This window comes from Sphingopyxis sp. DBS4 (assembly GCF_024628865.1).
Taxonomy (GTDB): domain Bacteria; phylum Pseudomonadota; class Alphaproteobacteria; order Sphingomonadales; family Sphingomonadaceae; genus Sphingopyxis.
Genome location: NZ_CP102384.1, coordinates 546,483 through 569,896 on the forward strand (window position 1 = coordinate 546,483; position 23,414 = coordinate 569,896).

A 23,414-nucleotide genomic window follows, 5' to 3' on the forward strand; every position below is an offset into this window, starting at 1 on the left:
TTTGCAATCTTTTGACATAACAAGTGCCAAAACTTACGCAGGGGGGACGGCGATGGCGATGCGTGAAAAAGCCGGGCGGGGGGCCGGCTGCATTGCCCGGGGGCGAAGCGCCCTTGTCGCCTCGATGACCCTGCTTGCGGCGGCGCCGGCTATGGCCTCGGCCAGTTCGGCGCCGCCGCACCATCCCAATATCGTGCTTCTGCTCGCCGACGACTGGGGGTTCAGCGATGTCGGTTCGTTCGGCAGCGAGATCGCGACCCCGAACATCGATGCGCTCGCGGCGGCGGGGATGCGCTTTTCCAACTTCCACGTCGCGGGCTCCTGCTCGCCGACGCGCGCGATGCTGCAGAGCGGGGTGATGAACCACCGCGCCGGGCTCGGCAACATGCCCGAGACGATCCCCGACGCGCATCGCGGCAAGCCCGGCTACGACACGGTGATGAACCTGCGCGTCGTGACGATCGCAGAGCTTTTGAAGGCGGCGGGCTATCGCACCTATCTGACCGGCAAATGGCATCTCGGCAGCGATGCGAAGCGGCTTCCGGGCGCGCGCGGCTACGACCGCGCGTTCAGCCTCGCCGACGCCGGCGCCGACAATTTCGAGCAGCGGCCGATCGAGGGCATGTACGACACCGCCGCCTGGACCGAGAACGGCAAGCCTGCGACGCTGCCGAAGGATTATTATTCGTCGCGATTCGTCGTCCAGAAAATGATCGACTATATCGAGGCCGACCGCGCAAGCGGGAAGCCCTTCCTCGCGTCGGTCAATTTCCTCGCCAACCATATCCCGGTGCAGGCGCCCGACAGCGACATCGCGCGCTATTCGGCGATGTATCGCGAAGGCTGGACCGCCTTGCGCGAAGCGCGGGCGAGGCGCGCGGTCGCGCTCGGCATCATGCCCGCGAGCACGGCGCTGGTGACGATGAAGACGACCCCCGACTGGGCGAAGCTCGATGCCGAAGAGCGCGCGGCGGCAATCCGCGTGATGCAGGCCTATGGCGCGATGGCGACCGCGATGGACCGCGAGGTCGGGCGGCTCGTCGCGCATCTCAAGGCAACCGGCGATTACGACAATACGATCTTCGTCTTCCTGTCGGATAATGGGGCGGAGCCGACCGATCCCTACAATCGCCTGCGCAACCGGCTGTTCCTCGGGATGGAATATGACACCTCGACTGCGAACATCGGCCGCCGCGGCAGCTTCAGCGCGATCGGACCGGGCTGGGCGAGCGCCGCCTCGTCGCCGCTGTCGGGCTATAAGTTCAGCGCGACCGAAGGCGGGCTGCGCGCGCCGTTGATCATCGCCTGGCCCGGCCATTCGCAGGTCCGCGCGGGCGCGATCAACGGCGGCCTTGCGCATGTCACCGACATATTGCCGACGCTGCTCGACCTTGCGGGGGTGGCGGGGCAGGACGGCACATGGAACGGCCGCCCGGTCGAACGGCTCGCCGGACGCAGCCTCGTCCCCATGCTCGCGGGCGGCGTGGGCAGCGTCCATGGCGACGCGCCGATCGGCTATGAACTGTCGGGCAACGCCGCCCTGTTCCGGGGCGATTACAAGCTCGTCCGCAACCTTCCGCCGACCGGCGACGGCCAGTGGCGGCTCTACGATATCCAGAGCGATCCGGGCGAAACGAAGGATCTGGCGACCGCGATGCCCGACCGTTTCGCGGCGATGCGCGCCGACTATGCGGCCTTCGCCAAGGACAATGGCGTGCTCGAAATGCCCGCGGGCTATACCGCCGATGAGCAGATCAATCTCTATGCATGGCGGCAGCAGGGAAAGAAGCGCGCGATCCAGGCGGGACTGGTGCTCGGCGGGGTCTTGATCGGATTGGTGGCGCTGATCTGGGCCTGGCGTCAGCGCCGTCGCCGTCGTTTATCCGGAGCCTAATCCTCGATCAGCGCTTCGACCATATATGCGACAACGCCGGAGGCGTCCTCGACCGACAGGCCTTGATCCTGCCGGATCGCGCGCCAGTTCTGGAACGAAAGCGCCGCGCATAAGGCTTCGACCCGATAGCGATTGCCGCTTGCTTCGGCCGGAAGCAGCCGCAGCACGAGGTCGCGTTCCATCGTCACGACCTGCGCATATTGGCCCATCAGGAAAGGCGACTGATAACGCTTGATGTTGGCAGCGAGGCGGAAGGGCAGCATCGTCTCGAAAACCCGCGCGCGGCGGCGGGTGAGGTCGCGGACATTGGCGCGCCAGTCGGGGTCGGCATAGGGCGCGGTGATCACCGGCCAGATGCGGTCGGCGACGATCCGCGAAATCTCGCGATAGAGCGAGTCCATGTCGTCGAAATGGCGGAACACGGTGCGCAGGCCGACGCCCGCCTCCTCGGCGACGCGCGCCGCGCTCGGCATCAGGTCGCCGCCCTCGATCAGGTCCATCATCGCCGCGACGATGCGCTTGTGGCTCGACCGGCCGCGTTCGCGCCGCCCGTCGATCCGCGTGCCTTCTTCGGCCGGCTCGGCTGTCACTTTCCCCTCCATGCTTCTGCGCTGGCGCAGCTTGCGACGCGCGTCAATGGCCGTGTCGAACCATCTTGCGCCCCTTCGCATATAGTGACACATATAGTGCCATAATATTATTGGCAACAGGCCGGTGGGTGGGGACGATGGGCGGGCAGGCGACGATGCTGGGGGCGATATGGGGCGGTGCGCTGCTGCTCTGGCTCGGTTTCCTCCTTTTCTACGACGGGATTCGCCGGCCCTTGCGCCGGGAAGAAGTCGACGATTTTCTGGCGACGCTCGGCCCGCGCTTGGTCGAGACGGGAAATGACGCCGGTCGGCTGCGCGCTTTTCTGGAGGCCGACGACGGCCGCGAATTCGTGATGGTCAATCTCGTCCGCACGCGCCCCGGCCCGGTCACCGATCCGGCGAGTGGCGAGACGCGCGCGGGGCACGAATGGTTGCGCCGCTATTCGGAGCCTTTCGTGCGCGGACTGATCGCGCGCGGCGGCCATCCCGTGTTCGTCGGACGCAAGGTCGGCGGCTATATTGATGCGTGGAACACGCCTGCGGACCCCGGCTGGTCGCTCGTCGGGACGATGCGCTATCGCAGCCGCCGCGACCTCGTCCGCATGGCGGCGGACCCGCGTTTCCGCGCCGCGCATCTCAACAAGACACTGGGGATCGAGGCGACTTTCTCCTTTCCGACGCAGCGCCAGATCGCCTTTTACGCGAGCCCGCGCGCCACGGTCGGGCTGACGCTCGCGCTCGCGGCGGCGCTCGCTCACATCATGATACTGACATTCGCAGGGGGGACGGCATGAAGAAGAGATGGGTGGCGCTCGGCGTCCTCGCGCTGCTTGGTGCGGGCGGCTATTGGGGCTTTCAGGCGAATAAATACCGGCTTCCCGGCCTGCTTCAGGACTGGCGCGACCCGGTGCAGCCCAACCGCCCGGTCGCCTGGCAGCCGGGGCCGTCGAGCGCACCGGAAGGCAAGCGGCCGCCGAACATCATCCTGATCGTCGCCGACGACATGGGCTGGAACGACATCAGCCTCAACGGCGGCGGCGTCGCGGGCGGCATCGTCCAGACCCCGAACATCGACGCGATCGCGCATCAGGGCCTGAACTTCACCACCGCCTATGCCGCCAACGCGACCTGCTCGCCTTCGCGCGCCGCGATGATGACAGGACGCTATCCGACCCGCTTCGGCTTCGAATATACCGCGGTGCCGGTGGCATTCGCGGAGAATCTGACCCACGGCAGCGGTATCGGGCCGCTGAAACCGATCTTTCACAAGGAACTGATCACCGACGACATCCCCGATTATCCCGACATGGGCGTGCCCGCGAGCGAAGTGACGATTGCCGAGGCGGTGAAGGCGGCGGGCTATCACACGCTGCACATCGGCAAATGGCATCTCGGCGAGGCGCCGAAGCTGCAGCCGCAGGCGCAGGGTTTCGACGAAAGCCTCGCGGTGCTTGCGGGCGGCGCCAAATATCTGGACGACGACGATCCCGACGGGGTCAACGCGAAACTGCCGTGGGATCCGATCGACCGCTTCATCTGGGCCAATCTGCGCCCGGCGGTGACGTTCAACGGTAGCAAGCGTTTTCACGTCAAGGGGCATATGACCGACTATTTCGCCGACGAGGCGATCAAGGCAATCGACGCGAACAAGAACAGACCCTTCTTTATGTATCTCGCCTTCAATGCGCCGCACACACCGCTTCAGGCGACGAAGGAAGACTATGCGAATTTCCCGCAGATCAAGGACCGCAAGACGCGCGTCTATGGCGCGATGATCGCGCAACTCGACCGGCGGATCGGCGACGTGATGGCCGAATTGAAGCGCGCCGGAATCGACGACAATACGCTCGTCATCTTCACCAGCGACAATGGCGGCGCCTGGTATAATGGCATCGCCGATCTCAACGCGCCCTATCGCGGGTGGAAGGCGACCTTCTTCGAGGGCGGCATCCGCACCCCGCTGTTCATGCGCTGGCCGGGGCATATCGCGCCCGGATCGACCCGCGCCGACCTGACCGGGCATCTCGACATTTTCGCGACGATTGCCGCCGCGGCGGGCGCGAAGCTGCCGACCGATCGCATCATGGACAGCGAGAATATCCTTGCCGGCCCCGCGAAGCGGACCGCGATGTACTGGCGCTCGGGCGATTATCGCGCGGTGCGGATGGGCGACTGGAAATTGCAGGTGACCAAGCGGCCCGAAAAGGCGCGGCTCTATGACCTCGCCACCGATCCGACCGAGCGGCACGATGTGTCGGCACAGCAGCCGCAGCGCGTGGCAGAGCTTCGCGCGATGATCGAGGCGCAGAACAAGGGCATGGCGAAACCGATCTGGCCGGGACTGATCGAAGGGCCGATCCGCATCGACGTGCCGCTCAACACGCCGTGGAAGGACGGGCAGGATTATATCTACTGGACGAACTAAGACCTGCGGGATTCGGATTCTATCGCCTCGATTTCGAAAAAAATGGTGTTCCCCCGCGAAGGCGGGGGTCCATCTCCGGCCGGTGCCATTTTGAGCCGATCGGAGATGGGTCCCCGCCTTCGCGGGGACACACGATGAGGGACGGGTGCAATCTGAATCTCCATCGACCTTAGTCGGTCGAGGCGTGGAAGATTTCGGCGGCGATAACGGGTCCGTCGAGCGAAAGGGAAATGTCGGCAGGTCCGTCGATCAGCAGCGCGTCGTGCGCCGAGAGGTCGAACCGGCGCCCGTCGGCCGCGACCCCGACGGTGCCGGTGGCAAGCAGCAGCAGATAGTCCGCCGAGGTCGGTCGTGCGCCCTGCCATCGATCAAGCTTGGCCGAAAAGGTCTCGCGCTGTGCCATGACGTTCAGGACGGTGCAGGCCTCGCCAACTGGCGCCGCGCTCACCATCTCTTCACCGGTAAAGTGCAGCGCGGCGGAGCCGGGGCGCAAGCGATGCGCTACATCGCCGATCTTGATGACCAATTCGCCATCCAGCAGCATCAACGTGCGATCGATCTCCGGAAACCGCGAAAAAGGCCCCGCCGCGGCAATCGTCGCAACGCTCGCGCGCCACAAAAAGCTCCCGTCGTCCGCCCCCTCGGGAAAGACGGCGACGTCGCGCGTAACGCCGCCGCCATTCTTCCACGGCCGCGCGGCGTGATCCCCCACGCGGAGCAGGCGGACGCCGCTCAACCCAATATGCCGGGCAGGTCGAGCCCCTTTTCGCGCGCGCAGTCGAGCGCGATGTCATAGCCCGCGTCGGCGTGGCGCATCACCCCGGTGCCCGGGTCGTTCCACAGCACGCGCTCGAGCCGCTTCGCCGCTTCGGGGGTGCCGTCGGCGACGATCACCATGCCGCTGTGCTGCGAATAGCCCATGCCGACCCCACCGCCGTGGTGCAGCGAGACCCAGGTCGCGCCTGACGCGGTGTTGAGGAGGGCATTGAGCAGGGGCCAGTCGGAGACTGCGTCCGACCCGTCGCGCATCGCTTCGGTCTCGCGGTTCGGCGAGGCGACCGACCCCGAATCGAGATGGTCGCGGCCGATCACCACCGGTGCCTTGAGTTCGCCCGACGCGACCATTTCGTTGAACGCGAGGCCGAGCCGGTGGCGGTCGCCGAGCCCGACCCAGCAGATGCGCGCGGGCAGGCCCTGAAAATGAATCTTCTCGCGCGCCATGTCGAGCCAGTGGTGGAGATGCGCGTTGTCGGGCAGCAGCTCCTTCACCTTGGCATCGGTCTTGTAAATGTCCTCGGGGTCGCCCGACAGCGCCGCCCAGCGGAACGGCCCGATGCCGCGGCAGAAGAGCGGGCGGACATAGGCGGGAACGAAACCGGGAAAGTCGAAGGCATTCTCGACGCCTTCGTCCTTCGCCATCTGGCGGATATTGTTGCCGTAATCGGTCGTCGGCACCCCCGCCGCCTGCAGATCGAGCATCGCCTGCACATGCACCGCCATCGATGCCTTGGCGGCTTTCGCGACCGCGGCGGGATCGCTCTCGCGCTTCGCGAACCACTCGTCGAGGGTCCACCCCGCGGGGAGGTAGCCGTTGACCGGATCGTGCGCCGAGGTCTGGTCGGTGAGCAGGTCGGGGCGGATGCCGCGGCGGACCATCTCGGGCAATATGTCGGCGGCGTTGCCGAGCAGCCCGACCGAGATCGGCGTCTTCGCGGCGCAGCTTTCGGCGATCAGCGCCATCGCCTCGTCGATGCTGCTCGCCGCCTTGTCGAGATAGCCGGTGCGCAGGCGCATTTCGATGCGGCTCGGCTGGCATTCGATCGCGAGGCAGCTTGCGCCCGCCATCACGCTTGCGAGCGGTTGCGCGCCGCCCATGCCGCCGAGCCCGGCGGTGAGCAGCCAGCGGCCCGAAAGGTCGCCGCCATAATGCTGGCGCCCCATTTCGACGAAGGTTTCGTAGGTGCCCTGAACGATGCCCTGGCTGCCGATATAGATCCAGCTTCCGGCCGTCATCTGGCCGTACATCATCAGGCCCTTCTTATCGAGCTCGTGGAAATGCTCCCAATTCGCCCATTCGGGGACGAGGTTGGAGTTGGCGAGCAGCACGCGCGGCGCATCCGCATGGGTGCGGAAGACGCCGACCGGCTTGCCCGACTGGATCAGCAGCGTCTCGTCGTCATTGAGCCGCTTCAGCGTCTCGACAATCCTGTCATAGCTTTCCCAGTCGCGCGCGGCGCGGCCGATGCCGCCATAGACGACGAGCTCCTCGGGCCGCTCGGCGACGTCGGGGTGGAGATTGTTCATCAGCATCCGCATCGGCGCTTCGGTGAGCCAGCTTTTCGCGCTGATTTCGGGGCCGGTCGCGGGGCGGATCACGCGGCTGTTGTCGAGACGGGTCATGACGATCCTTTCGGAAGGGCGCTCCCATAAATAGGGACAGTCCCCATTTATTCGGCGGCTTGTGGGCGGGGTTCGGAGGGTGTCGGCAATTAAATAGGGACAGTCCCTATTTATTCGGGCGGGTCATCCTTTCGCAAAGTCGAGGGTCGCGGCGATCACCTGCTCCAACACGGGCAGGATCGTGGGGTTCGGATCGAGAGGGGAGGGCCAGTTGGCGTGGGTGATCTCGGCGGGCTCGGCCATATAGCCGCGCTGCGCGAGTTCCATCTGGATTGCATGGACGCTGTCGTCGGGGCGGCCATAGTGGCGCGTCGTCCAGCCGCCTTTGAAGCGGCCGTTGACGACATGGCTTTCGCCGCTCGCGGCACAGATGCCCGCGACAAGGCCCTCGAGTTCGGGCGCGCAGGTGGCGCCGCCGTTGGTGCCGATGTTGAACTGCGGCAATGCGCCATCGAACAGCCGCGGGACATGGCTGCGGATCGAATGGGCGTCGTAGAGCACGACCTTGCCGTGCCGCGTCCGCAGCCGGTCGAGTTCGGCCGCCAGCGCCTCGTGATAGGGGCGATGATAGAGATGCAGCCGCCGCGTGATCTCCGCCTCGTCGGGCTCGCCGAAGCGATAGAGCGGGTCGCCGTCGAAGGTCGTGGTCGGACAAAGCTCGGTCGTCGCCTGCCCCGGATAGAGCGAGGCGCCCGAGGGATCGCGGTTCATGTCGATCACGCTGCGCGAAATGTCGGTCGCGACCGTCGTTGCGCCAAGGTCGGCGGCGAAGGCGTAAAGCTCGGCAATCCACCAGTCGGTGTCGATCTGCGCGTGCCACGGCGAGACAAATTGCTCGTCGAGCCCCGCAAGGCCGGTGCCGCCGTGCGGGAAAGCGACGACGAGCGGTGCATCGCCGCGATGGATGCGCAGCCAGTCCATCAGCCGACCCCCGGCAGCCGCGCGGGCACCGCGGCAACGAGGCTGCCCGAGCGGATCAGCGCGGTCGCCGCCTCCATGTCGGGGTGGAAATGCCGGTCGTCTTCGAGCGTCGGCACCGCGGCACGCAGATGCTTGTGTGCCGCCTCCAGCGCGTGGCTCGATGTCAGCGGCGCGTGGAAGTCGATCCCCTGGCACGCCGCGAGCAACTCGATCCCGATCACCGCGCTCGCGTTGTCGGCCATGTCGAGCAGGCGGCGCGCGCCGTGCGCGGCCATCGAGACATGATCCTCCTGGTTAGCCGAGGTCGGAATCGAGTCGACGCTGGCCGGAAAAGCGCGCTGTTTATTCTCGCTGACCAGCGCCGCGGCGGTGACCTGCGGGATCATGAAGCCTGAATTGAGGCCGGGACGGGGGGTCAGAAAGGCGGGGAGCCCCGAGAGCGCCGGGTCGACGAGCATCGCAATGCGGCGCTCGGCGATCGAGCCGATCTCGCACAAAGCCATCGCGATCATGTCGGCGGCGAAGGCGACGGGCTCGGCGTGGAAATTGCCGCCCGACAGCGCTTCATCGGTATCGGCGAAGATCAGCGGATTGTCGGAAACACCGTTCGCCTCGATGCCCAGCGTCGTTCCGGCCTGCCGAAGCAGGTCGAGCGCGGCACCCATCACCTGCGGCTGGCAGCGCAAACAATAAGGATCCTGCACGCGCGGGTCGTCGACGGCGTGCGAAGCACGGATCGCCGACCCCGCCATCAGCCCGCGCAGCGCATCGCCGACCTCGCGCTGTCCGGCATGGCCGCGCAGCGCATGGATGCGTGCGTCGAACGGCGCGTCGGAGCCTTTGGCGGCCTCGGTCGAGAGCGCGCCGGTGATGAGGGCCGACCGGAAGACAGTTTCGGCGCGGAACAGCCCGGCGAGCGCGTTGGCGGTCGAGAATTGCGTGCCGTTGAGCAGCGCGAGCCCCTCCTTGGGGCCGAGGTCGAGCGGCGCAAGCCCCGCCGCCGCTAGCGCCTCGGCGGCGGGCAATGTCTTGCCGTCGATCTCGATCTGACCGACGCCGATCATCGCCGCGGCCATGTGCGACAGCGGCGCGAGGTCGCCGCTCGCGCCGACCGACCCTTGCGACGGCACCACCGGGGTCAGGCCCTTGACGAGCATCGCTTCGAGCATCGCGACCGTCGCGCGCTGCACCCCCGACGCACCCATACCGAAGCTCGCGAGTTTCAGCGCCATCATCAGCCGGACGATCGGCGTCGGCGACGGCGCGCCGGTGCCTGCGGCATGGCTGAGCACGATATTGCGCTGGAGCGTCGACAGTTCGTCGTCGGCGATCCGCACGCTCGCGAGCTTTCCGAAGCCGGTGTTGATGCCATAGACGGGCGCGCCCTTGGCAACGATCCGCGCGACCGCGGCGGCGCTCCGGTCGATGGCCTCCCAAGCGCCCGCATCGAGCGCGGCGCTCGCCCCCTCGTAGATCGCGTTCCAGTCGGCGAGCGTCATCGCGCCGGGGGTGATCGTCACCATGGTTGTTGTCCCATCCAGATTCGTTGATTCAGCGGATTGAAGCCGATGCGGCCGACCAGGTCGGCGGGCCGCTCGATGTCCCAGATTGCGAGGTCGCAATGCTTGCCGACCTCCAGCGTCCCGGCCTCGGCCTGCATCCCGAGCGCCTTCGCGGCATGGCGCGTCACGCCGAGCAGGCACTCGTCGACGGTCATCCCGAACTGCACCGCCGCCATGTTCATCGTCAGCAGGATCGAGGTCAGCGGCGAGGTGCCGGGATTGCAGTCGGTCGCGAGCGCGATCGGCACCCCCGCGGCGCGCAGCGCGGCGACGGGGGGCAGCTTGGTCTCGCGCAGGAAATAATAGGCACCGGGGAGCAGCATCGCGACCGTGCCCGCTTCGGCCATCGCGGCAATGCCGTCGTCGTCGAGATATTCGAGATGGTCGGCCGACAAGGCATGGTGCCGCGCCGCGAGCGCCGCGCCATGCTGGTTCGACAATTGCTCGGCGTGCAGCTTGACCGGCAGGCCGTGCTGCGCGGCGGCGGCGAACACGCGCCCGGTCTGCGCGGGGGTGAAGCCGATATTTTCGCAAAAGGCGTCGACCGCATCGGCGAGCCCCGCCGCCGCGATTTCGGGCATCATCGTCTCGCAGACGAGGTCGATATAGCGGTCGGCGTCGCCCGCATATTCGGGGGGCAGGGCGTGCGCGCCGAGGAAGGTCGTGCGCACCGTCACCGGCCGGACCTTGCCGAGCACGCGGGCGGCGCGCAGCATCTTCGCCTCGTCCGCCGCCGACAGGCCATAGCCCGACTTGATCTCCACCGTCGTCACCCCCTCGGCGATCAGCGCGTCAAGGCGGGGGAGGGCGCTCGCGACCAGATCGGCCTCGCTCGCGGCGCGAGTCGCGTGGACGGTCGACACGATGCCGCCGCCGGCGCGTGCAATCTCCTCATAGGAGGCCCCCTTCTGGCGCAGCTCGAACTCGGCGATACGGTCGCCGGCAAAGACCAGATGGGTATGTGGATCGATCAGCCCCGGCGTGATCCAGCGGCCTTCGCAATCGATCGTCTCGGCCGCCGACGGCGCGTCGACCATCGACCCGACATAGGTGATCGCGCCCGCCGCCATGCCGACCGCGCCATTCTCGATGATGCCCAGGCCGGGCTGGCTGTCCTGCATCGTGGCAAGTCGGGCGTTGGTCCACAGGCGGTCGCTATGCATCGGGCCCTCTCCTGCTTGCTGGCCGACTCAATTATGTATATACATTAATGGCAGACGGATAAAGATGTCCAGATGGGATGATCGATGGCGCTTTGGTGCGAGCAGGCATGGCTTCCGGAAGGGTGGCGTAGCAACGTCCGCCTGACCTTTGAAAAAGGGAAGATTTCTGTAATCGAAACGGGCGTCGAAGCCGCGTCCGGCGACGAGCGGCACGCGATTTTTCTGCCCGCAATGCCCAATCTGCACAGCCACGCCTTCCAGCGCGGCATGGCGGGACTCGCCGAGCGCGCGGGGACAGGCGACGACAGTTTCTGGACGTGGCGCGAGGTCATGTATCGCTTCGTCGACCGCCTCGATCCCGAGGGGATGGCGGCGATCGCGGCGCTTGCCTTTGCCGAGATGCTCGAAAGCGGTTTCGCGCGCGTCGGCGAATTTCATTATCTTCATCATGATGTTGACGGGCGACCCTATGACGATATCGGGATGATGGCGCAGGCGCTCGCGGCGGCGGCGGACGAGACTGGTATCGCGCTGACCCTGCTCCCCGTCTTCTACGCGCATTCGGGGTTCGGCGGCGCCGCGCCGACCCACGGCCAGCGGCGCTTCATCAACGACGTCGATCGCTATGCACGACTGCTCGACGCATCGCGCGCGGCGGTCGCGGGCCTCGACGAGGCGGTCGTCGGCGTCGCGCCGCACAGCCTGCGCGCGGCGACCGCGGACGAGCTGGCGGCGGTGACTGCAATGGCGCAGGGCGCGCCGGTCCATATCCATATCGCCGAGCAGGTGCCCGAGGTCGAAGCCTGCCTCGCGTGGAGCGGCGCGCGGCCGGTCGAGTGGCTGATGGGTCACGCAGATGTCGGCCCCGACTGGTGCCTCGTCCATGCGACGCACATCACCGATGCCGAGCGCACCGCGATCGTGCGCAGCGGCGCGGTCGCGGGGCTCTGCCCGATCACCGAGGCGAATCTTGGCGACGGCCTCTTCCCCGCGCGCGACTTTCTGGCCGAGGGCGGGCGCTTCGGGATCGGATCGGATTCGAATGTCGAGATCGACGCCGCTGCCGAACTGCGCCTGCTCGAATATGGCCAGCGGCTCGCGCATCGCGGGCGCAATCTGCTCGCGGACGGCGCGGGGCAGTCGACCGGGGCGAGCCTCTACCGCGGTGCACTCGCGGGCGGCGGGCAGGCGCTCGAACGGCGTTCGGATGGTCTCGCGGTGGGCGCCGCCGCCGACATCGTCAGCCTGAGGGGCGACGACCCCGCTTTCGCCGGGCGCACCGGCGACGCGATCCTCGATAGCTGGATCTTCGGCGGCGGGCGCCGGGTCGATTGCGTCTGGCGCGGCGGCGTCAAGCGGGTCGAGGACGGGCGCCACGTCGCGCGCGATGCGATCGACGCGCGCTATCGCGCCGCGATGGCGAAGCTGCTCGGATGAAGCCAAGCAGCGCCATCCACGCGCAAATCCGCCGCGATATCGAAGCGCGGATCATGTCGGGCGAATGGGCGCCGGGAACGCGCATCCCCTATGAGCATCAGCTGATGGCGAGCTATGGCTGCTCGCGCATGACGGTGAACCGGGCGCTACGCGCGCTGATCGAGGCGGGACTGCTCGAAAGCCGGCGGCGCGCGGGCACCTTCGTCTCGCACCCGCGCATTCACCGCGCCGCGCTCGAAATCCCCGACATCCGCGACGAGATCGCCGCGCAGGGCGAGGCCTATCGCCTCGACCTCGACCGCCGCGAGCTTCGCGCCGCGAGCGAGGAGGACAAGCGCCTGCTCCAGATCGAGGGCGGCGAGGTGCTCGCGCTCGAATGCCGCCACCATGCCGGCGGCCGCGCCTATGCGCTCGAACGGCGCCTGATCAACCTGTCGGCCGTGCCCGAGGCGGCCGAGATCGATTTTGCCGCCGAGCCGCCCGGCTCATGGCTCCTCGCGCACGTCCCCTGGACCGAGGCCGAGCACCGCATCACCGCCTTCAATGCGGGTGCGAAGGAACTGGTCGCGCTCGGCATTTCGGCGGGCGCGGCGTGCATGGCGCTCGAACGCTGGACGTGGCGCGGCGCGGAGCGCATCACCTATGCACGGCAGGTCTATCCCGGCGACCGCTATGCCCTCGTCGCCCATTTTCGCCCCTGAAGGATAAGAGCCATGGATTTCTCGCGTCTCCAAACCAGCAGCAAGATCGGCGACGGCTGGGCCTATCCGCCGGCCGAGGCGCGCAAGCACGGCTGGCTCGATGTCGATGCGGAGGCTGGGCATCGCATCTATTGGGAGGAATATGGCCCGGCGGACGGCGAGCCCGTCATGGTCCTCCACGGCGGCCCCGGCGGTGCCTGTTCGCCCGAGATGGCGCGCTTTTTCGACCCCGCGCGCTATCGCGTCATCCTCTTCGACCAGCGCGGCTGCGGCAAGAGCGAGCCCAATGTCGCTGCGGCGGGTCCGGCGGCCGCGCTCGCCCACAACACCACCGCCGACCTGATCGCCGACGTCGAGAAACTGCGCGACGCACTCGGCATCGGTGGCCGGATGCACGTCTTCGGCGGTAGCTGGGGCAGCACGCTCGCCATGGCCTATGCCATCGCTTTCCCGCAGCATTGCGCCAGCCTGATCCTGCGCGGCATCTTCCTCGGCGCGGCCGAGGATCTCGACTATCTGTATCAGGGCAATGCCGCGAGGTGGCATGAAGCGCCCCATGCGCTGACCGCGCCCGGCGCCTATATCTCTTACCCCGACGAATGGGGTGAACTGCTGTCGGTGCTGAGCGTCGAGGAGCGCGGCGACGTCATGGCGTCGTACAAGGCGATCTTCGACATGGTGCCCGCGAACGAGGAAGAGCGCGCGAAGCAGCTCCACGCCGCCCTCACCTGGTCGCTGTGGGAAGGGGTGATCTCGAACATGATCCCCGAAAGCGCGTCGACGGGCAAGTTCGGCGACGCCGATTTCGCGCTCTGTTTCGCGCAGATCGAGGCGCATTATTTCGCGAACGACCTGTTCATCACCCCCGGCCATCTGCTCGGCAACGCCGCGACGCTCGCGTCGATCCCGGTGCATATCGTCCACGGCCGCTTCGATCAGGTCTGCCCGCTGACGCAGGCCTCGCGGCTGGTCGATGCGCTGCGCGGCGCGGGCGCCGAGCCCGCGACCTATGTCGTCACCAACGCCGGGCACAGCGCGATGGAGCGCGAGAATGCGCTGGCGCTCACCGCGATCATGGACGGGCTGCCGCGCCTGGGCGCCTGACGGAGCGATCCGCGACCCGGCGCGTTTCCCTTTCCGGTTTGTCGGACAGGAGAGGGAGAGCCATGCAGCATCTGTTCACGCGGATCGCTTCGCGCGCCGCGCATGTCATGGGTCAGCCCGCGACTTTCATCGTGGCGGCCGGGTTCATCGTCGTCTGGGCCGCAAGCGGGCCGCTGCTGCAATATTCGGACACTTGGCAGCTTATCGTGAACACCGCGACGACGGTGATGACCTTCCTCGCGGTCTTCCTGATCCAGAACAGCCAGAACCGCGACGGCGCCGCGATGCAGGCCAAGCTCGACGAAATTTTGCGCGTGCTCGAAAAGGCGCGCAACGAATTTGTCGGCATCGAGCATCTGACCGATGCCGAGATCGAGAAGATCCGCGATGCGCTGGAGGCCGACGTGACCGGCAAGGAGGGCGATGGGGGCGCCCACGGCACCACGGTCGAACGGCTGCTCAAGCGGCTTTAGGGTCCTGACGCCCGGGGGCGCGGACATCACTCACCTTGCGGCTCGACAGGTTGTGCGGGACGCGCTTCCGGCGGCGCTGGTTCGGCTGGCGCGGCCGAGGCCGCATCATATTCGGCCTGGGCCGCGAGCAGGTCGTTGCGGAAAGCCGGCACCTCGCGCAGCCGGGTCAGCACTGCCGCGGCGACTGCGCGCGCGGCGTCGGTGTCGGTCGGGAAATGATAGCCGCAGATGACGCGGCTCAGCGCATAGTCGCGCCCGCGCTCGAGAATCTGTGGCGCGCGGTCCGGCGCGACCTCGGCGAGCAGCAGCGCGGTCGCCCAGCCATAGACCGTGTGCCCCGACGGATAGGAGGACCCGCCGCGCGGCTCCTTGTCCGGCGCGGGGATCGGGCTGCTGCCGCAGCGACGGTTGAGCTGATAGCGCTGATAGGGACGTGGGCGCTGGAAAATCTCCTTGGCGGTCCACACCGGGTCGGCGGCGTCGCGCATGACGCGGTTGAGAAGCTGGATCAGCCGCGGGCTGTGCGCGCGGTCGATCGGCCGTCCGAAGGCGTCGGCGAAGCGCGGATAGACCATCTTGCTGTCGAGCTGTGCGGTTTCCCAACGATCGGGCGCGACCGCGGCCTGAAAGCGCTGCGAGATGTTCATGTCGATCTGGTCGAGCAGCGAATCCGGCGCGGGTGGCGGGCCGACGAGCAGGCGATAATCGACGCTGCCTTTTGCCAGATAGCCTTCGGGTTTCGCCTCTCCCTCGGGGCGTTTCACGCCTTCGAGCGACTGCGCCGATGCGGCGGCGGGAACCATCAGCGACAGGGCGGCAAGGCTGACGAGCAGGGCGCGGCGGATCATCGGCTAACCTCCAGTGTCAAAATATGGGACGGGCCCCGCCGCCGGGAGCGCGGCGGCGGGAACACGCGCGGCGGATCAGAATTTCGCCTCGAACCCGACATAGAAATAGCGGCCGATCTCGTCATAGTCGCCGGTGATATTCTGCGAGCTTCCCGAAACCGTGCCGGTCGGCAGGAAGGGACTCTTGCTGTCGAACGCATTGTTGACGCCGGTATAGATGCGGAAGTCGCGGCCCGCCGAAGGCACCTCCAGGCTGGCGTAGAAATCGTGCCGCACCCGGTCGCCGATGTGCAGGAAGGGCGGGTTCGACCCGGCCGCCTCGGCGACCGCGAGCCGCTGGTTGCTGTCGACCGCCTTGCCGGTGTAGCGGATCTTCCAGCGCAGGCGGAGGCCGCCGTCGCGATAGCCGAACTGCGCCTGGCCGGTGTTCACCCACGCCCCGATCTCGCCCTTCGAATCGGTGGTCGACACCCCGTTCACGCCGTCGAAGACGGTGTAGAAATCGAGCAGGCGCGAATAGAGCAGCCGGACGTCGAACTTGCCCGTCGACGACAGCCATTGGGGTGCGTCGAAGCGATAGTCGAGCCCGACGTCGATCCCCGAGCGCACGATCTTGTTGAGGTTGAGGTCGCGGTTGATGATCTGCGTGATCTGGCCTTCGCCATTGCGCGTGATTTCGTTGCAGAAGAAATTGTCGGTGAGCCCGTCGGGATTGCCGAGGCATTCGCGCAGCAGCTGGTCGGCGTCGAGCGACGCGATCGCATCGCGCACCTTGATCTTGAAATAATCGACGGTGAGCGACAGCCCGCGAAGAAAGGTCGGCGTCACCACCGCGCCGAGCGACAGCGTGTCGGCGGTCTCTTCCTTGAGGTCGGGATTGCCCGACGACGGGCCCTTGATGCCGGTCGTATCCTGCAGGAAGACGCCGTTTGCCGCGATTTCGGCGGCGATGCCGGGGATCGACCGGCAATTGTCGGCGACCGTTCCGGCCGTCGCGGCGGTCACCCCGCTGCACAGGTCGACGACCGAATCGGCGTCGTCGCGCAGCGGCGAATAAAGGTTGGTGACCGTCGGCGCGCGCTGGGCGCGGGCATATTGGCCGCGGAAGCGGATATCGGCGACCGGCGCCCACTCGCCGCCGAAGCGATAGCTGAATACCGATCCGACGTTGCGGATATTATAATCGCCATAGCGGGCAGCGGCGTCGAGCGACAGGCGGTGGAAAAAGGGCTGGTCGCGCAGCACCGGGATATTGACCTCGACGAAGGCCTCCTTGGCTTTGATGTTGCCTTCATATTCGGCGATGAACGACGCCGAGCCGAAGCCCTGCCGCGTCACCGGGTCGGTGGTCGAGCGCTGCCAGTCGCGGCGATATTCGCCGCCGAAGGCGACCGACAGCGGCCCGGCCGGAAGCTCGAACAGCGCCCCGCTCATATAGCCCTGGACCACGTCTTGGCGCATCAGCCCGTCGAGGATCAGGTCGGCGCGGACATAATCGGCGGCCTCCTTGGTGATCGATCCGGGGCCGAAGATGTTGATCGGCTTGCAGCCCGCGGCGCGCGCATCGGCGTCGACGCAGCGCACGCGGCTGAGGTCGCCCGGCGCGGCGGGATCATATTCGGCGTTCAGCGCATATTGCAGATTCTGGAAATTGAGGACGTTGATCCGGTCCTGCTGCTGATGGAAACGGCCGTAGCCGTAGCTCAATTCCCAGTTCCAATTGTCGCCGATCTTGCCGCGCAGCCCGGCCCAGCCGCGCCACGTCTGGCGATCGTTGAGGATCTGATAATCGCCGAGTTCGGTGAAGCGCCGCGACCATTGGACGCCCGACGAGGAAGCGAGGGCGCGGATTTCGGCGGGAACGAAGGGATTGTTCCGCGGGATGCGGCCGACCTCGTCGAGGTCGTTCGGATCGCCGAACTCGTCGTCATAGGCCGCGGTCTCGGCGCCGCCGCGCGCGGCGCGCGTCTTGATCTTCGAATATTGGACCTGCGCAAAGGCCTCGATCCCGCTGCCGAGATCGGCGGTCAGCTTGGCCGCGGCGAGATAGGAGGTGCGCGGCGCGCTGAACTGAAGGTCGGGGCGCGTCTCCCAGCCATACACGGCACTCGAGGTGGCGCGATAGAGATTGCCGTCCGCGTCATAGACGAAATAGCCGCCGCCCGCGGTCGAGCTCGACAGAAAGCGCCCGCCGGGCGTGCTGCTGCTTCGCGCGGGCCGGTTGATGCCGAGGTCGCCCTGGTTGTCGGGATTGCCGTCGGCGCTCTGGCTGTAGGACAAGGATTCGAGCGTGCGGGCGCGCTGGCTGCCCATGACGCCCGCTTCCTTCTCATAGCTGGCGCCGGCGACCAGCGACATGCGGTCGTCCAGAAACTTCTGGCCGACGAGCAGGTCGAGGTTGAGCCGCTGGCTGTCGCCGCGGCTCGAAATGCCGGCGCGGCCGCCCAGACGCACGCCGTCGAACTTGTCGCGGGTAATGATGTTGACGACGCCTGCGATCGCGTCGGAGCCATAGACCGCCGATGCGCCGCCGGTGATCACCTCGACCCGTTCGACGAACAGGGTAGGGATCGAGCTCAGGCTGACGGTGTTCGCGGTGATGCGGTTCGACACGGTGCGGCGGCCATCGATCAGCGTCAGCGTGCGGTCGCTCCCTAGGCTGCGCAGGTCGATCGACGAAATGCCCGCGGCGTTGATCTGGCTGTTCGAATTGGCGAGGTTGGTTCCCGGCGTGACGCCGGGATAATCGGCGAGGATCTCCGACAATTCGGTCGCGCCCGAGGACTGGATATCCTCTTCGTTGATCGCGACGATCGGCACCGGCGAGTCCGTGACGACCTGCCGCGCGATGCGGCTGCCGGTGACGATGATGTCGTCGGCGGGCGCTTCGGCAGCCTGCGCTTCGAAATAGGCGGCGCCCGAGGCGTCGGCGATCTTCGCGGCCGGGCGAATGACGAGGATGCCCGAACGCCCCCGGCTCGCCTCGAGCCCCGAACCCGCGAGCAGCCGTGCGACCCCGTCGCGGACGGTGAAGCTGCCCTTGAGCGCGGGCGCGCGCTTGCCGCGGACGGCGCTGCCGTCGAAGCTGATCTGCTGCCCCGAGACGCGGGCGAAAGCCTTCAGGCTCGTCTGCAGATCCTGCGCCGGAAGCGCGAAATCATAGGTGCGTTCTTGCGCGATGGCCGGAACCGACGACATCGCGGCGGCAAGCGCGGCGGCCGCGATCGAGCTTTTTAGTGCATGGCTGAACATTGGCTTCATTCCCCCCTGTCGCGCCCGATCGATCCCGGGCGATCGAACAGAAAGACGCATGATCGCGGCAAAGGGACATCTGCCCTCATGATTTTATCGCGACTCCAGCACCACCTCGTCGCCGACGATGCGCTGCCGCACCGGATGAAGCGCGGTCACGCCCTCGACGAAGGCATCGACGTCGCCGGCGCGGAACATGCCGTCGACCCGAATCGCGCCGAGCGTAGGATCGGCGAGCCGGATGCGCCGCGCCGAATAGCGGTTCATGCGCTCGACCGCTCCCGCCAGCGGCTCGTCGTCGAAGCTGATCAGGCCCAGTTCCCAGCTCAGCGTCTGCGACAGATCGGGGCGGCTGACCTGCGGCGGCGCGGCCGATCCGACCGTGTCGACCAGTTCGCTGCCCGCCGTCATCATCAGCCGTCGCCGCGCGGGCACCGCCGAGCGCGTGGTATCGGCGCGGTCGCGCACCTCGACCTGACCTTCATAGAGGATCACGCGCACCTCGCCGTCGACCAGCTCGACGCTGAATGAGGTGCCGACCGCGACGATCAGCTTGTCCCCCGCGGCGACGGTGAAGGGGCGCAGCGGATCCTTCGCCACGTCGAACTTGGCGCGGCCCTCGACCAGCTCGATCTGCCGCGCTTCGTCCTTCATCCGCACGGTCATGCTCGTCGTCGCGTCGAGCGAGACATGCGAACCATCGTCGAGCAGCGCGACCCGCCGTTCGCCGACGCCCGTTTCGATCGCGTCGGGCCGGGTGACATACCACATGCCGGCCGTCGCCACCGCGAGCAACAGCATGGCCGCCCAGGCGGCGCCCCGGCGCAACGGTCCCGGCGTGCCGGACAGCCAACGCTTCTGGCTCTGCTGGCGGAATTGCGACAGCGCCTTGCTGCGCAGCGCGATGATCTCGGGCCAATCGCCGATCGCGCCCGATTCCCGCCAGACGCGCGCCGCATCCTGCAACAGGTCGGCATGGCCCGGCAGAGCGAGCCAGGCCTCGAATTCATCCCATTCGGCCGGGGCCAGGTCGTCCTCGGCAAGGCGGATGCACCAGAGCGCGGCCGCTTCCATGGCCGCATCCTCGTCGGGTCGGAGGTTTGCCGCGTCGTTCATGGCGCTTTCCTCATATCCTTCATCAGCCCGGCCATGGCGCGCGCGACATGCTTCTTGACCGCGCTGACCGATATGCCGAACACCTCGGCGATCTTGTCCTGACCCAGATTTTCGAGGCGATAGAGGATGAAGATCGTCTGCGTGCGCTCGGGCAGCGCGGCGAGCGTGCGCGACAGGGTCGAAAGTTCGGCGCGCCCCGCGGCAATGCGAAACGGATCGATGGGATCGATTCCCATCTCCTCGCTGCGCCCGACCATGTCGCGATATCGCGACCGAACCTTCATCCGCCGGGCGCGGTCGGCCAGCAGGTTCGACGCCATCTGAAAAATATAGGCTTCGGGCGAGGCGAAATCGCCGTCGCCATGTCCCAGCAGCTTCGCCAGCAATTCCTGCGTCAGATCCTCGGCCTCGGCATGATCGCCGACGCGCCGCAGGAAATAGGACAGCAGCGCGGGGCGCCAGCGGCGGCCGAGATCCAGCTTGTCTCTAGCGGGCTGCATGGGCGGTCGGCGGCGTTGGATACACTATGGGCATAAGCCCATAGACGCATGGGGGCGCCGAAGGGACACCAATTATTCCAGCCGCGTCATCCCCATCGCCGCGAAAGCGGCATCGACGCTTTGCGCATCGATGCCGTTTCGCTCATCGACGGACAATCCTACAGGCCCGCGCCGCCGAGCTTGTAGGTGAGCTGCAGGAACACGCTCCGCCCGATGCTGTCGAACCAGCTTGTGTTGTAATAGGGATAGCTCGACCAGGTCGGATCCTTCACCGGCATCTTGTCGAACAGGTTGCGCACCGTCAGCGACCCGCGCAGATGGTCGGTGAAATCATACTGCATCGTCGCGTTGAACAGGTAGCTCGCCTTGATATAGGCATCCTCGTCATAGTTGGGCAGCTTGCCGAGGCGGGTGCCCGACAGGGTGAGCTGGAAGCCCTCATTTTCATAGGTGATGCTGCCGTTCGACTTGTCGCGCGGCAGATAATAGCCGCTGTCCGCCGCCAGCTTGTTGATGAACGCATCGCCCGGATATTGCTGGAACGTGTGCTTGAACACATGGCTGTGTGCGAGCGACAGGGTGAAGGTGCCGATTCCCGTCGGCACGCTGCCGCGGAAGGCAAGGTCGATGCCGCTCGTCTTCTCGCGCGCGATGTTGATCGGGTTGACGCGGATCGACGCGATCTGACCGTCCTGGATATTGCTGGGGAAACGGGTGATGCGCGCATAGGCGTCGAGGCAGGTCGGCGAGCTTGGATCGAGGTCGCCCGCGTCGCAATCGGCTTCGGCGCGCGCGAGCGTATCAAGGCTCAGGTCGTCGACCTGATTGTCGAGCGTGACGCGGAAATAGTCGACCGAGACGTGCAGCCGGCTCGACGGTGCGAAGACGAGCCCGGCGGTCAGCGTCCGGCCGGTTTCCGACTTGAGGTTGCGGTTGCCCGTGCGGTTCACGACCACCCCGATGTCGGAATAATCGCAATCCTCGATGTCCTGCCCTTCCGCGGCGCAAAGCGCATAGTCGTTGACGCTGCCCTCGACATTGCCCGGCCCGGTGAAGACATAATGGAGGTCGGGCGCGCGGAAGGCGGTGCCATAGGCGGCGCGCAGCAGCAGGCTGTTCGTCGGCCGCACCTCCAGCCCGCCGTTATAGGTGAATTTGCCGGTGCTGCCGCCGCCGAAGCGGAAATGGTCGTAGCGCCCGGCGCCGGTCACGGTCACGAACTCCAGCACCGGCACGCGGATTTCGCCGCCGATCGCGGCGTGGCTGCGCTTGCCGACGCCGTCGCTGTCCCTCCAGCTGTAATAATAGTCGGTGAGCGCGAGCGGGTCGGGGCGGAGGTTATAGCCCTGCTTGCCATATTCGGCGACCGCCGCGAAGCCGACCGGCCCGGCGGGAAGCTGGAACAATTCGCCGTTGGTCAGCGTCGCCTGCAGATTGCTGGTCCAGCTGTATGGGCGATAGACGGTATCGGCCGAGATGCTCTCATATTCCGCGCGCGTCAGCGGCGTATAGAGACGCGTCGGATCGGCGTCGTAGATCGGATAGCCGCTATCCTCGTCGAACCCGAGCCGGGGGCCGAGGAACAGGTCCTGCGCCTTCTGGTTGATGATCTGCGGCCAGCGAACCACCGACTGGTAACGGCTGTAGTTGAACGACAGCTCATAATTCCAGCTCTTGCCGAAATTGCCCCGGATGCCGGGGGTGATGCTGTACGTCGTCTGCTTGCTGCGCTGCATTTCGAAGCCGCCGGTCTCTTCCGGCGTGAACTGCCGTTCCCAATCGTCGATCGTGCCGTCGAACGCATTGTAGAAGCTGTTGTTCGTGCTCGACGACGAGCTTTCGAAGCCCCAACTCGTCACGTCGTACATCAAACGGACCTTGCTGATCCCGAACTGGAAATCGGCGAACAGCTTCGCATTGTCCGACAGTTCGTAGGAGAGGGTGCCGAAGCTGTTGAAGCCCTTGCGGCCCGAAATGATCGTGCCGTAACCGATCGATTCCCGGCTGCCGCAATAATAGCCCGGGCCATAGTCGCCGAGCGCGTCGTCATAGTCGCCGTAGCGCGGGCGCGAACCATAGATGGTCGTCCCGCGGTTGAGATAGGCGAGCGGCGCGCAGGTTGCGGCACCGGGATCGATATAGGTGTCATTCTCTATGTCGTAGCGCAGGAAGGTGCGCCGCGGGGCCTGCGAAGATGCCGTGGGGGCGTCGGCGGTGCTGTCCTGGATCGCGCGGTCATAGCCCCAGAGCGGCCGCTGATCGAGATATTCGATGCCGCCGACGATGTTGAAGCGCCCCGACGACCAGCCGCCGGTCGCGGTAAAGCGGTGCGACATGCCCCCGCCATGCTCGGTGCGCCCGTGGCGATAGTCGAGCGTCAGCCCGTCGAGCTTTTCCTTCATCTTGAAATTGACGACGCCCGCGATCGCGTCGGAGCCATAGATCGCCGACCCCGCGCCGCTCAAGATCTCGACCTTGTCGATCAGGCTGACCGGGATGTTCGAGATGTCGGTGAAGTTGCTGCGGCCGATATAGGGCAGCGGGAAATCCGCGATGCGGCGGCCGTTGACCAGCACCAGCGTATGGTTGGGGCCGAGCCCGCGCAGATCGACCTGCTGCGCGCCGGGGGTGAAGTCGGCGCTGCTGCCCGACTGCGGGCTCTGCGTTTCGCCGCTGTTCTGCGTCATCGCCGCGAGCAGTTCGGGAACGCTGGTATAGCCGTTGGCGCGGATCGTGTCCGAATCGATCGTCGTGACCGGCGAGGGGCCCTGATCCTTGATCGTCGGGATGCGCGACCCCGTGACGATGATCTCCTCGCCGCCCGTATCGGACGCCTCCTGCGCATAGGCCGGCGCCGCGAGCGCCGGCAGCGATGCGCCGAGGCCGAGCAATATGCGAAAAGTCTTTTTGCCGAAAACCGTCATCCCACACACCCCTGACTGCTCCGCCGCGACGATTCTGCGGTCGGACATGTCATCCGTTGGACCAGAAATCGCCGAAAATTTCAACCAATATGACACATCTGGAA

General features: G+C 66.6%; 18 protein-coding genes. 7 read left to right on the plus strand and 11 right to left on the minus strand.

Translation table 11 applies throughout. From position 1 onward, the window contains the following. Positions 1 to 124: 124 nt before the first annotated feature. The gene (locus NP825_RS02615) at positions 125 to 1,894 is read left to right on the plus strand and encodes an arylsulfatase (protein WP_257548146.1); all 1,770 of its coding nucleotides are present in this window, start codon (positions 125 to 127) and stop codon (positions 1,892 to 1,894) included. Here NP825_RS02615 and NP825_RS02620 read toward each other — a convergent pair. Further along, on the minus strand, positions 1,891 to 2,484 hold the full coding sequence (locus tag NP825_RS02620) for a TetR/AcrR family transcriptional regulator (protein WP_257548148.1): 594 nt from the start codon (positions 2,482 to 2,484) through the stop codon (positions 1,891 to 1,893). The two genes, NP825_RS02615 and NP825_RS02620, sit on opposite strands and share 4 nt — an antisense overlap. A 110-nt stretch (positions 2,485 to 2,594) precedes the next feature. Between NP825_RS02620 and NP825_RS02625 the strand changes: the two genes are divergently transcribed. Both NP825_RS02625 and NP825_RS02630 read left to right on the plus strand, forming a co-directional pair. Further along, the gene (locus tag NP825_RS02625; RefSeq protein ID WP_257548150.1) at positions 2,595 to 3,278 is read left to right on the plus strand and encodes a hypothetical protein; all 684 of its coding nucleotides are present in this window, start codon (positions 2,595 to 2,597) and stop codon (positions 3,276 to 3,278) included. Beyond that, positions 3,275 to 4,909: a sulfatase-like hydrolase/transferase gene (locus tag NP825_RS02630; RefSeq protein WP_257548152.1), complete on the plus strand. Its 1,635-nt coding sequence runs from the start codon at positions 3,275 to 3,277 to the stop codon at positions 4,907 to 4,909. The genes NP825_RS02625 and NP825_RS02630 overlap by 4 nt, the downstream gene beginning before the upstream one ends. 169 nt (positions 4,910 to 5,078) lie before the next feature. On the opposite strand, the gene NP825_RS02635 is transcribed toward NP825_RS02630, so the two are convergent. The 5 genes from NP825_RS02635 to hutI form a co-directional block, all read right to left on the minus strand. Next, positions 5,079 to 5,645: a HutD family protein gene (locus NP825_RS02635; RefSeq protein WP_257548155.1), complete on the minus strand. Its 567-nt coding sequence runs from the start codon at positions 5,643 to 5,645 to the stop codon at positions 5,079 to 5,081. Beyond that, complete coding sequence (gene hutU, locus NP825_RS02640) at positions 5,642 to 7,309, minus strand: urocanate hydratase (protein WP_257548156.1); 1,668 nt, start codon at positions 7,307 to 7,309, stop codon at positions 5,642 to 5,644. Before hutU ends, NP825_RS02635 begins: the two co-directional genes overlap by 4 nt. A gap of 123 nt (positions 7,310 to 7,432) precedes the next feature. Next, positions 7,433 to 8,230, minus strand: coding sequence for an N-formylglutamate deformylase (gene hutG, locus NP825_RS02645; protein WP_257548157.1), 798 nt, complete (start codon positions 8,228 to 8,230; stop codon positions 7,433 to 7,435). Further along, positions 8,230 to 9,753 (minus strand): histidine ammonia-lyase, encoded by a 1,524-nt coding sequence (gene hutH, locus NP825_RS02650; RefSeq protein WP_257548158.1) that lies wholly within the window; start codon positions 9,751 to 9,753, stop codon positions 8,230 to 8,232. The genes hutG and hutH overlap by 1 nt, the downstream gene beginning before the upstream one ends. Beyond that, positions 9,747 to 10,955: an imidazolonepropionase gene (gene hutI / locus NP825_RS02655; protein WP_257548159.1), complete on the minus strand. Its 1,209-nt coding sequence runs from the start codon at positions 10,953 to 10,955 to the stop codon at positions 9,747 to 9,749. Before hutI ends, hutH begins: the two co-directional genes overlap by 7 nt. Positions 10,956 to 11,039: 84 nt before the next feature. On the opposite strand from hutI, the gene NP825_RS02660 reads away from it, so the two are divergent. The 4 genes from NP825_RS02660 (at position 11,040) to NP825_RS02675 (ending at position 14,670) form a co-directional block, all read left to right on the plus strand. Then, entirely contained in the window at positions 11,040 to 12,392 is a 1,353-nt protein-coding gene (locus NP825_RS02660) for a formimidoylglutamate deiminase (protein WP_257548160.1), read from the plus strand. Continuing rightward, positions 12,389 to 13,093, plus strand: coding sequence for a histidine utilization repressor (gene hutC, locus NP825_RS02665; protein ID WP_257548161.1), 705 nt, complete (start codon positions 12,389 to 12,391; stop codon positions 13,091 to 13,093). The genes NP825_RS02660 and hutC overlap by 4 nt, the downstream gene beginning before the upstream one ends. Positions 13,094 to 13,105: 12 nt before the next feature. After that, positions 13,106 to 14,197 carry a prolyl aminopeptidase gene (gene pip / locus NP825_RS02670; protein ID WP_257548162.1) on the plus strand — a complete coding sequence of 364 codons (1,092 nt, stop codon included), beginning with the start codon at positions 13,106 to 13,108 and terminating at the stop codon, positions 14,195 to 14,197. A 62-nt stretch (positions 14,198 to 14,259) separates the two neighbouring features. Then, complete coding sequence (locus NP825_RS02675) at positions 14,260 to 14,670, plus strand: low affinity iron permease family protein (protein ID WP_257548163.1); 411 nt, start codon at positions 14,260 to 14,262, stop codon at positions 14,668 to 14,670. Positions 14,671 to 14,696: 26 nt separating this feature from the next. On the opposite strand, the gene NP825_RS02680 is transcribed toward NP825_RS02675, so the two are convergent. The 5 genes from NP825_RS02680 to NP825_RS02700 all read right to left on the minus strand — a co-directional run bounded on the left by NP825_RS02680 (position 14,697) and on the right by NP825_RS02700 (position 23,358). Then, positions 14,697 to 15,518, minus strand: coding sequence for a phosphatase PAP2 family protein (locus tag NP825_RS02680; RefSeq protein WP_257548164.1), 822 nt, complete (start codon positions 15,516 to 15,518; stop codon positions 14,697 to 14,699). Between the two features lie 75 nt (positions 15,519 to 15,593). After that, positions 15,594 to 18,770: a TonB-dependent receptor gene (locus NP825_RS02685; RefSeq protein ID WP_257548167.1), complete on the minus strand. Its 3,177-nt coding sequence runs from the start codon at positions 18,768 to 18,770 to the stop codon at positions 15,594 to 15,596. Between the two features lie 93 nt (positions 18,771 to 18,863). Then, positions 18,864 to 19,886, minus strand: coding sequence for a FecR domain-containing protein (locus NP825_RS02690; protein ID WP_257548169.1), 1,023 nt, complete (start codon positions 19,884 to 19,886; stop codon positions 18,864 to 18,866). Next, on the minus strand, positions 19,883 to 20,386 hold the full coding sequence (locus tag NP825_RS02695; RefSeq protein WP_257548171.1) for an RNA polymerase sigma factor: 504 nt from the start codon (positions 20,384 to 20,386) through the stop codon (positions 19,883 to 19,885). The genes NP825_RS02690 and NP825_RS02695 overlap by 4 nt, the downstream gene beginning before the upstream one ends. A 158-nt stretch (positions 20,387 to 20,544) precedes the next feature. Beyond that, positions 20,545 to 23,358, minus strand: a complete 2,814-nt coding sequence (locus NP825_RS02700) for a TonB-dependent siderophore receptor (protein WP_257548173.1) — start codon at positions 23,356 to 23,358, stop codon at positions 20,545 to 20,547. Between the last annotated feature and the right edge of the window lie 56 nt (positions 23,359 to 23,414).

Excerpts from the sequence above, each read along its gene's own strand:
- NP825_RS02615 (WP_257548146.1), top strand. The coding sequence starts at position 125 with ATGACCCTGCTTGCGGCGGCGCCGGCTATGGCCTCGGCCAGTTCGGCG.
- NP825_RS02630 (WP_257548152.1), top strand. The coding sequence starts at position 3,275 with ATGAAGAAGAGATGGGTGGCGCTCGGCGTCCTCGCGCTGCTTGGTGCG.
- hutU (WP_257548156.1), bottom strand. The coding sequence starts at position 7,309 with ATGACCCGTCTCGACAACAGCCGCGTGATCCGCCCCGCGACCGGCCCC.
- hutG (WP_257548157.1), bottom strand. The coding sequence starts at position 8,230 with ATGGACTGGCTGCGCATCCATCGCGGCGATGCACCGCTCGTCGTCGCT.
- hutH (WP_257548158.1), bottom strand. The coding sequence starts at position 9,753 with ATGGTGACGATCACCCCCGGCGCGATGACGCTCGCCGACTGGAACGCG.
- hutI (WP_257548159.1), bottom strand. The coding sequence starts at position 10,955 with ATGCATAGCGACCGCCTGTGGACCAACGCCCGACTTGCCACGATGCAG.
- NP825_RS02660 (WP_257548160.1), top strand. The coding sequence starts at position 11,040 with ATGGCGCTTTGGTGCGAGCAGGCATGGCTTCCGGAAGGGTGGCGTAGC.
- hutC (WP_257548161.1), top strand. The coding sequence starts at position 12,389 with ATGAAGCCAAGCAGCGCCATCCACGCGCAAATCCGCCGCGATATCGAA.
- pip (WP_257548162.1), top strand. The coding sequence starts at position 13,106 with ATGGATTTCTCGCGTCTCCAAACCAGCAGCAAGATCGGCGACGGCTGG.
- NP825_RS02675 (WP_257548163.1), top strand. The coding sequence starts at position 14,260 with ATGCAGCATCTGTTCACGCGGATCGCTTCGCGCGCCGCGCATGTCATG.
- NP825_RS02680 (WP_257548164.1), bottom strand. The coding sequence starts at position 15,518 with ATGATCCGCCGCGCCCTGCTCGTCAGCCTTGCCGCCCTGTCGCTGATG.
- NP825_RS02685 (WP_257548167.1), bottom strand. The coding sequence starts at position 18,770 with ATGTTCAGCCATGCACTAAAAAGCTCGATCGCGGCCGCCGCGCTTGCC.
- NP825_RS02690 (WP_257548169.1), bottom strand. The coding sequence starts at position 19,886 with ATGAACGACGCGGCAAACCTCCGACCCGACGAGGATGCGGCCATGGAA.
- NP825_RS02695 (WP_257548171.1), bottom strand. The coding sequence starts at position 20,386 with ATGCAGCCCGCTAGAGACAAGCTGGATCTCGGCCGCCGCTGGCGCCCC.
- NP825_RS02700 (WP_257548173.1), bottom strand. The coding sequence starts at position 23,358 with ATGTCCGACCGCAGAATCGTCGCGGCGGAGCAGTCAGGGGTGTGTGGG.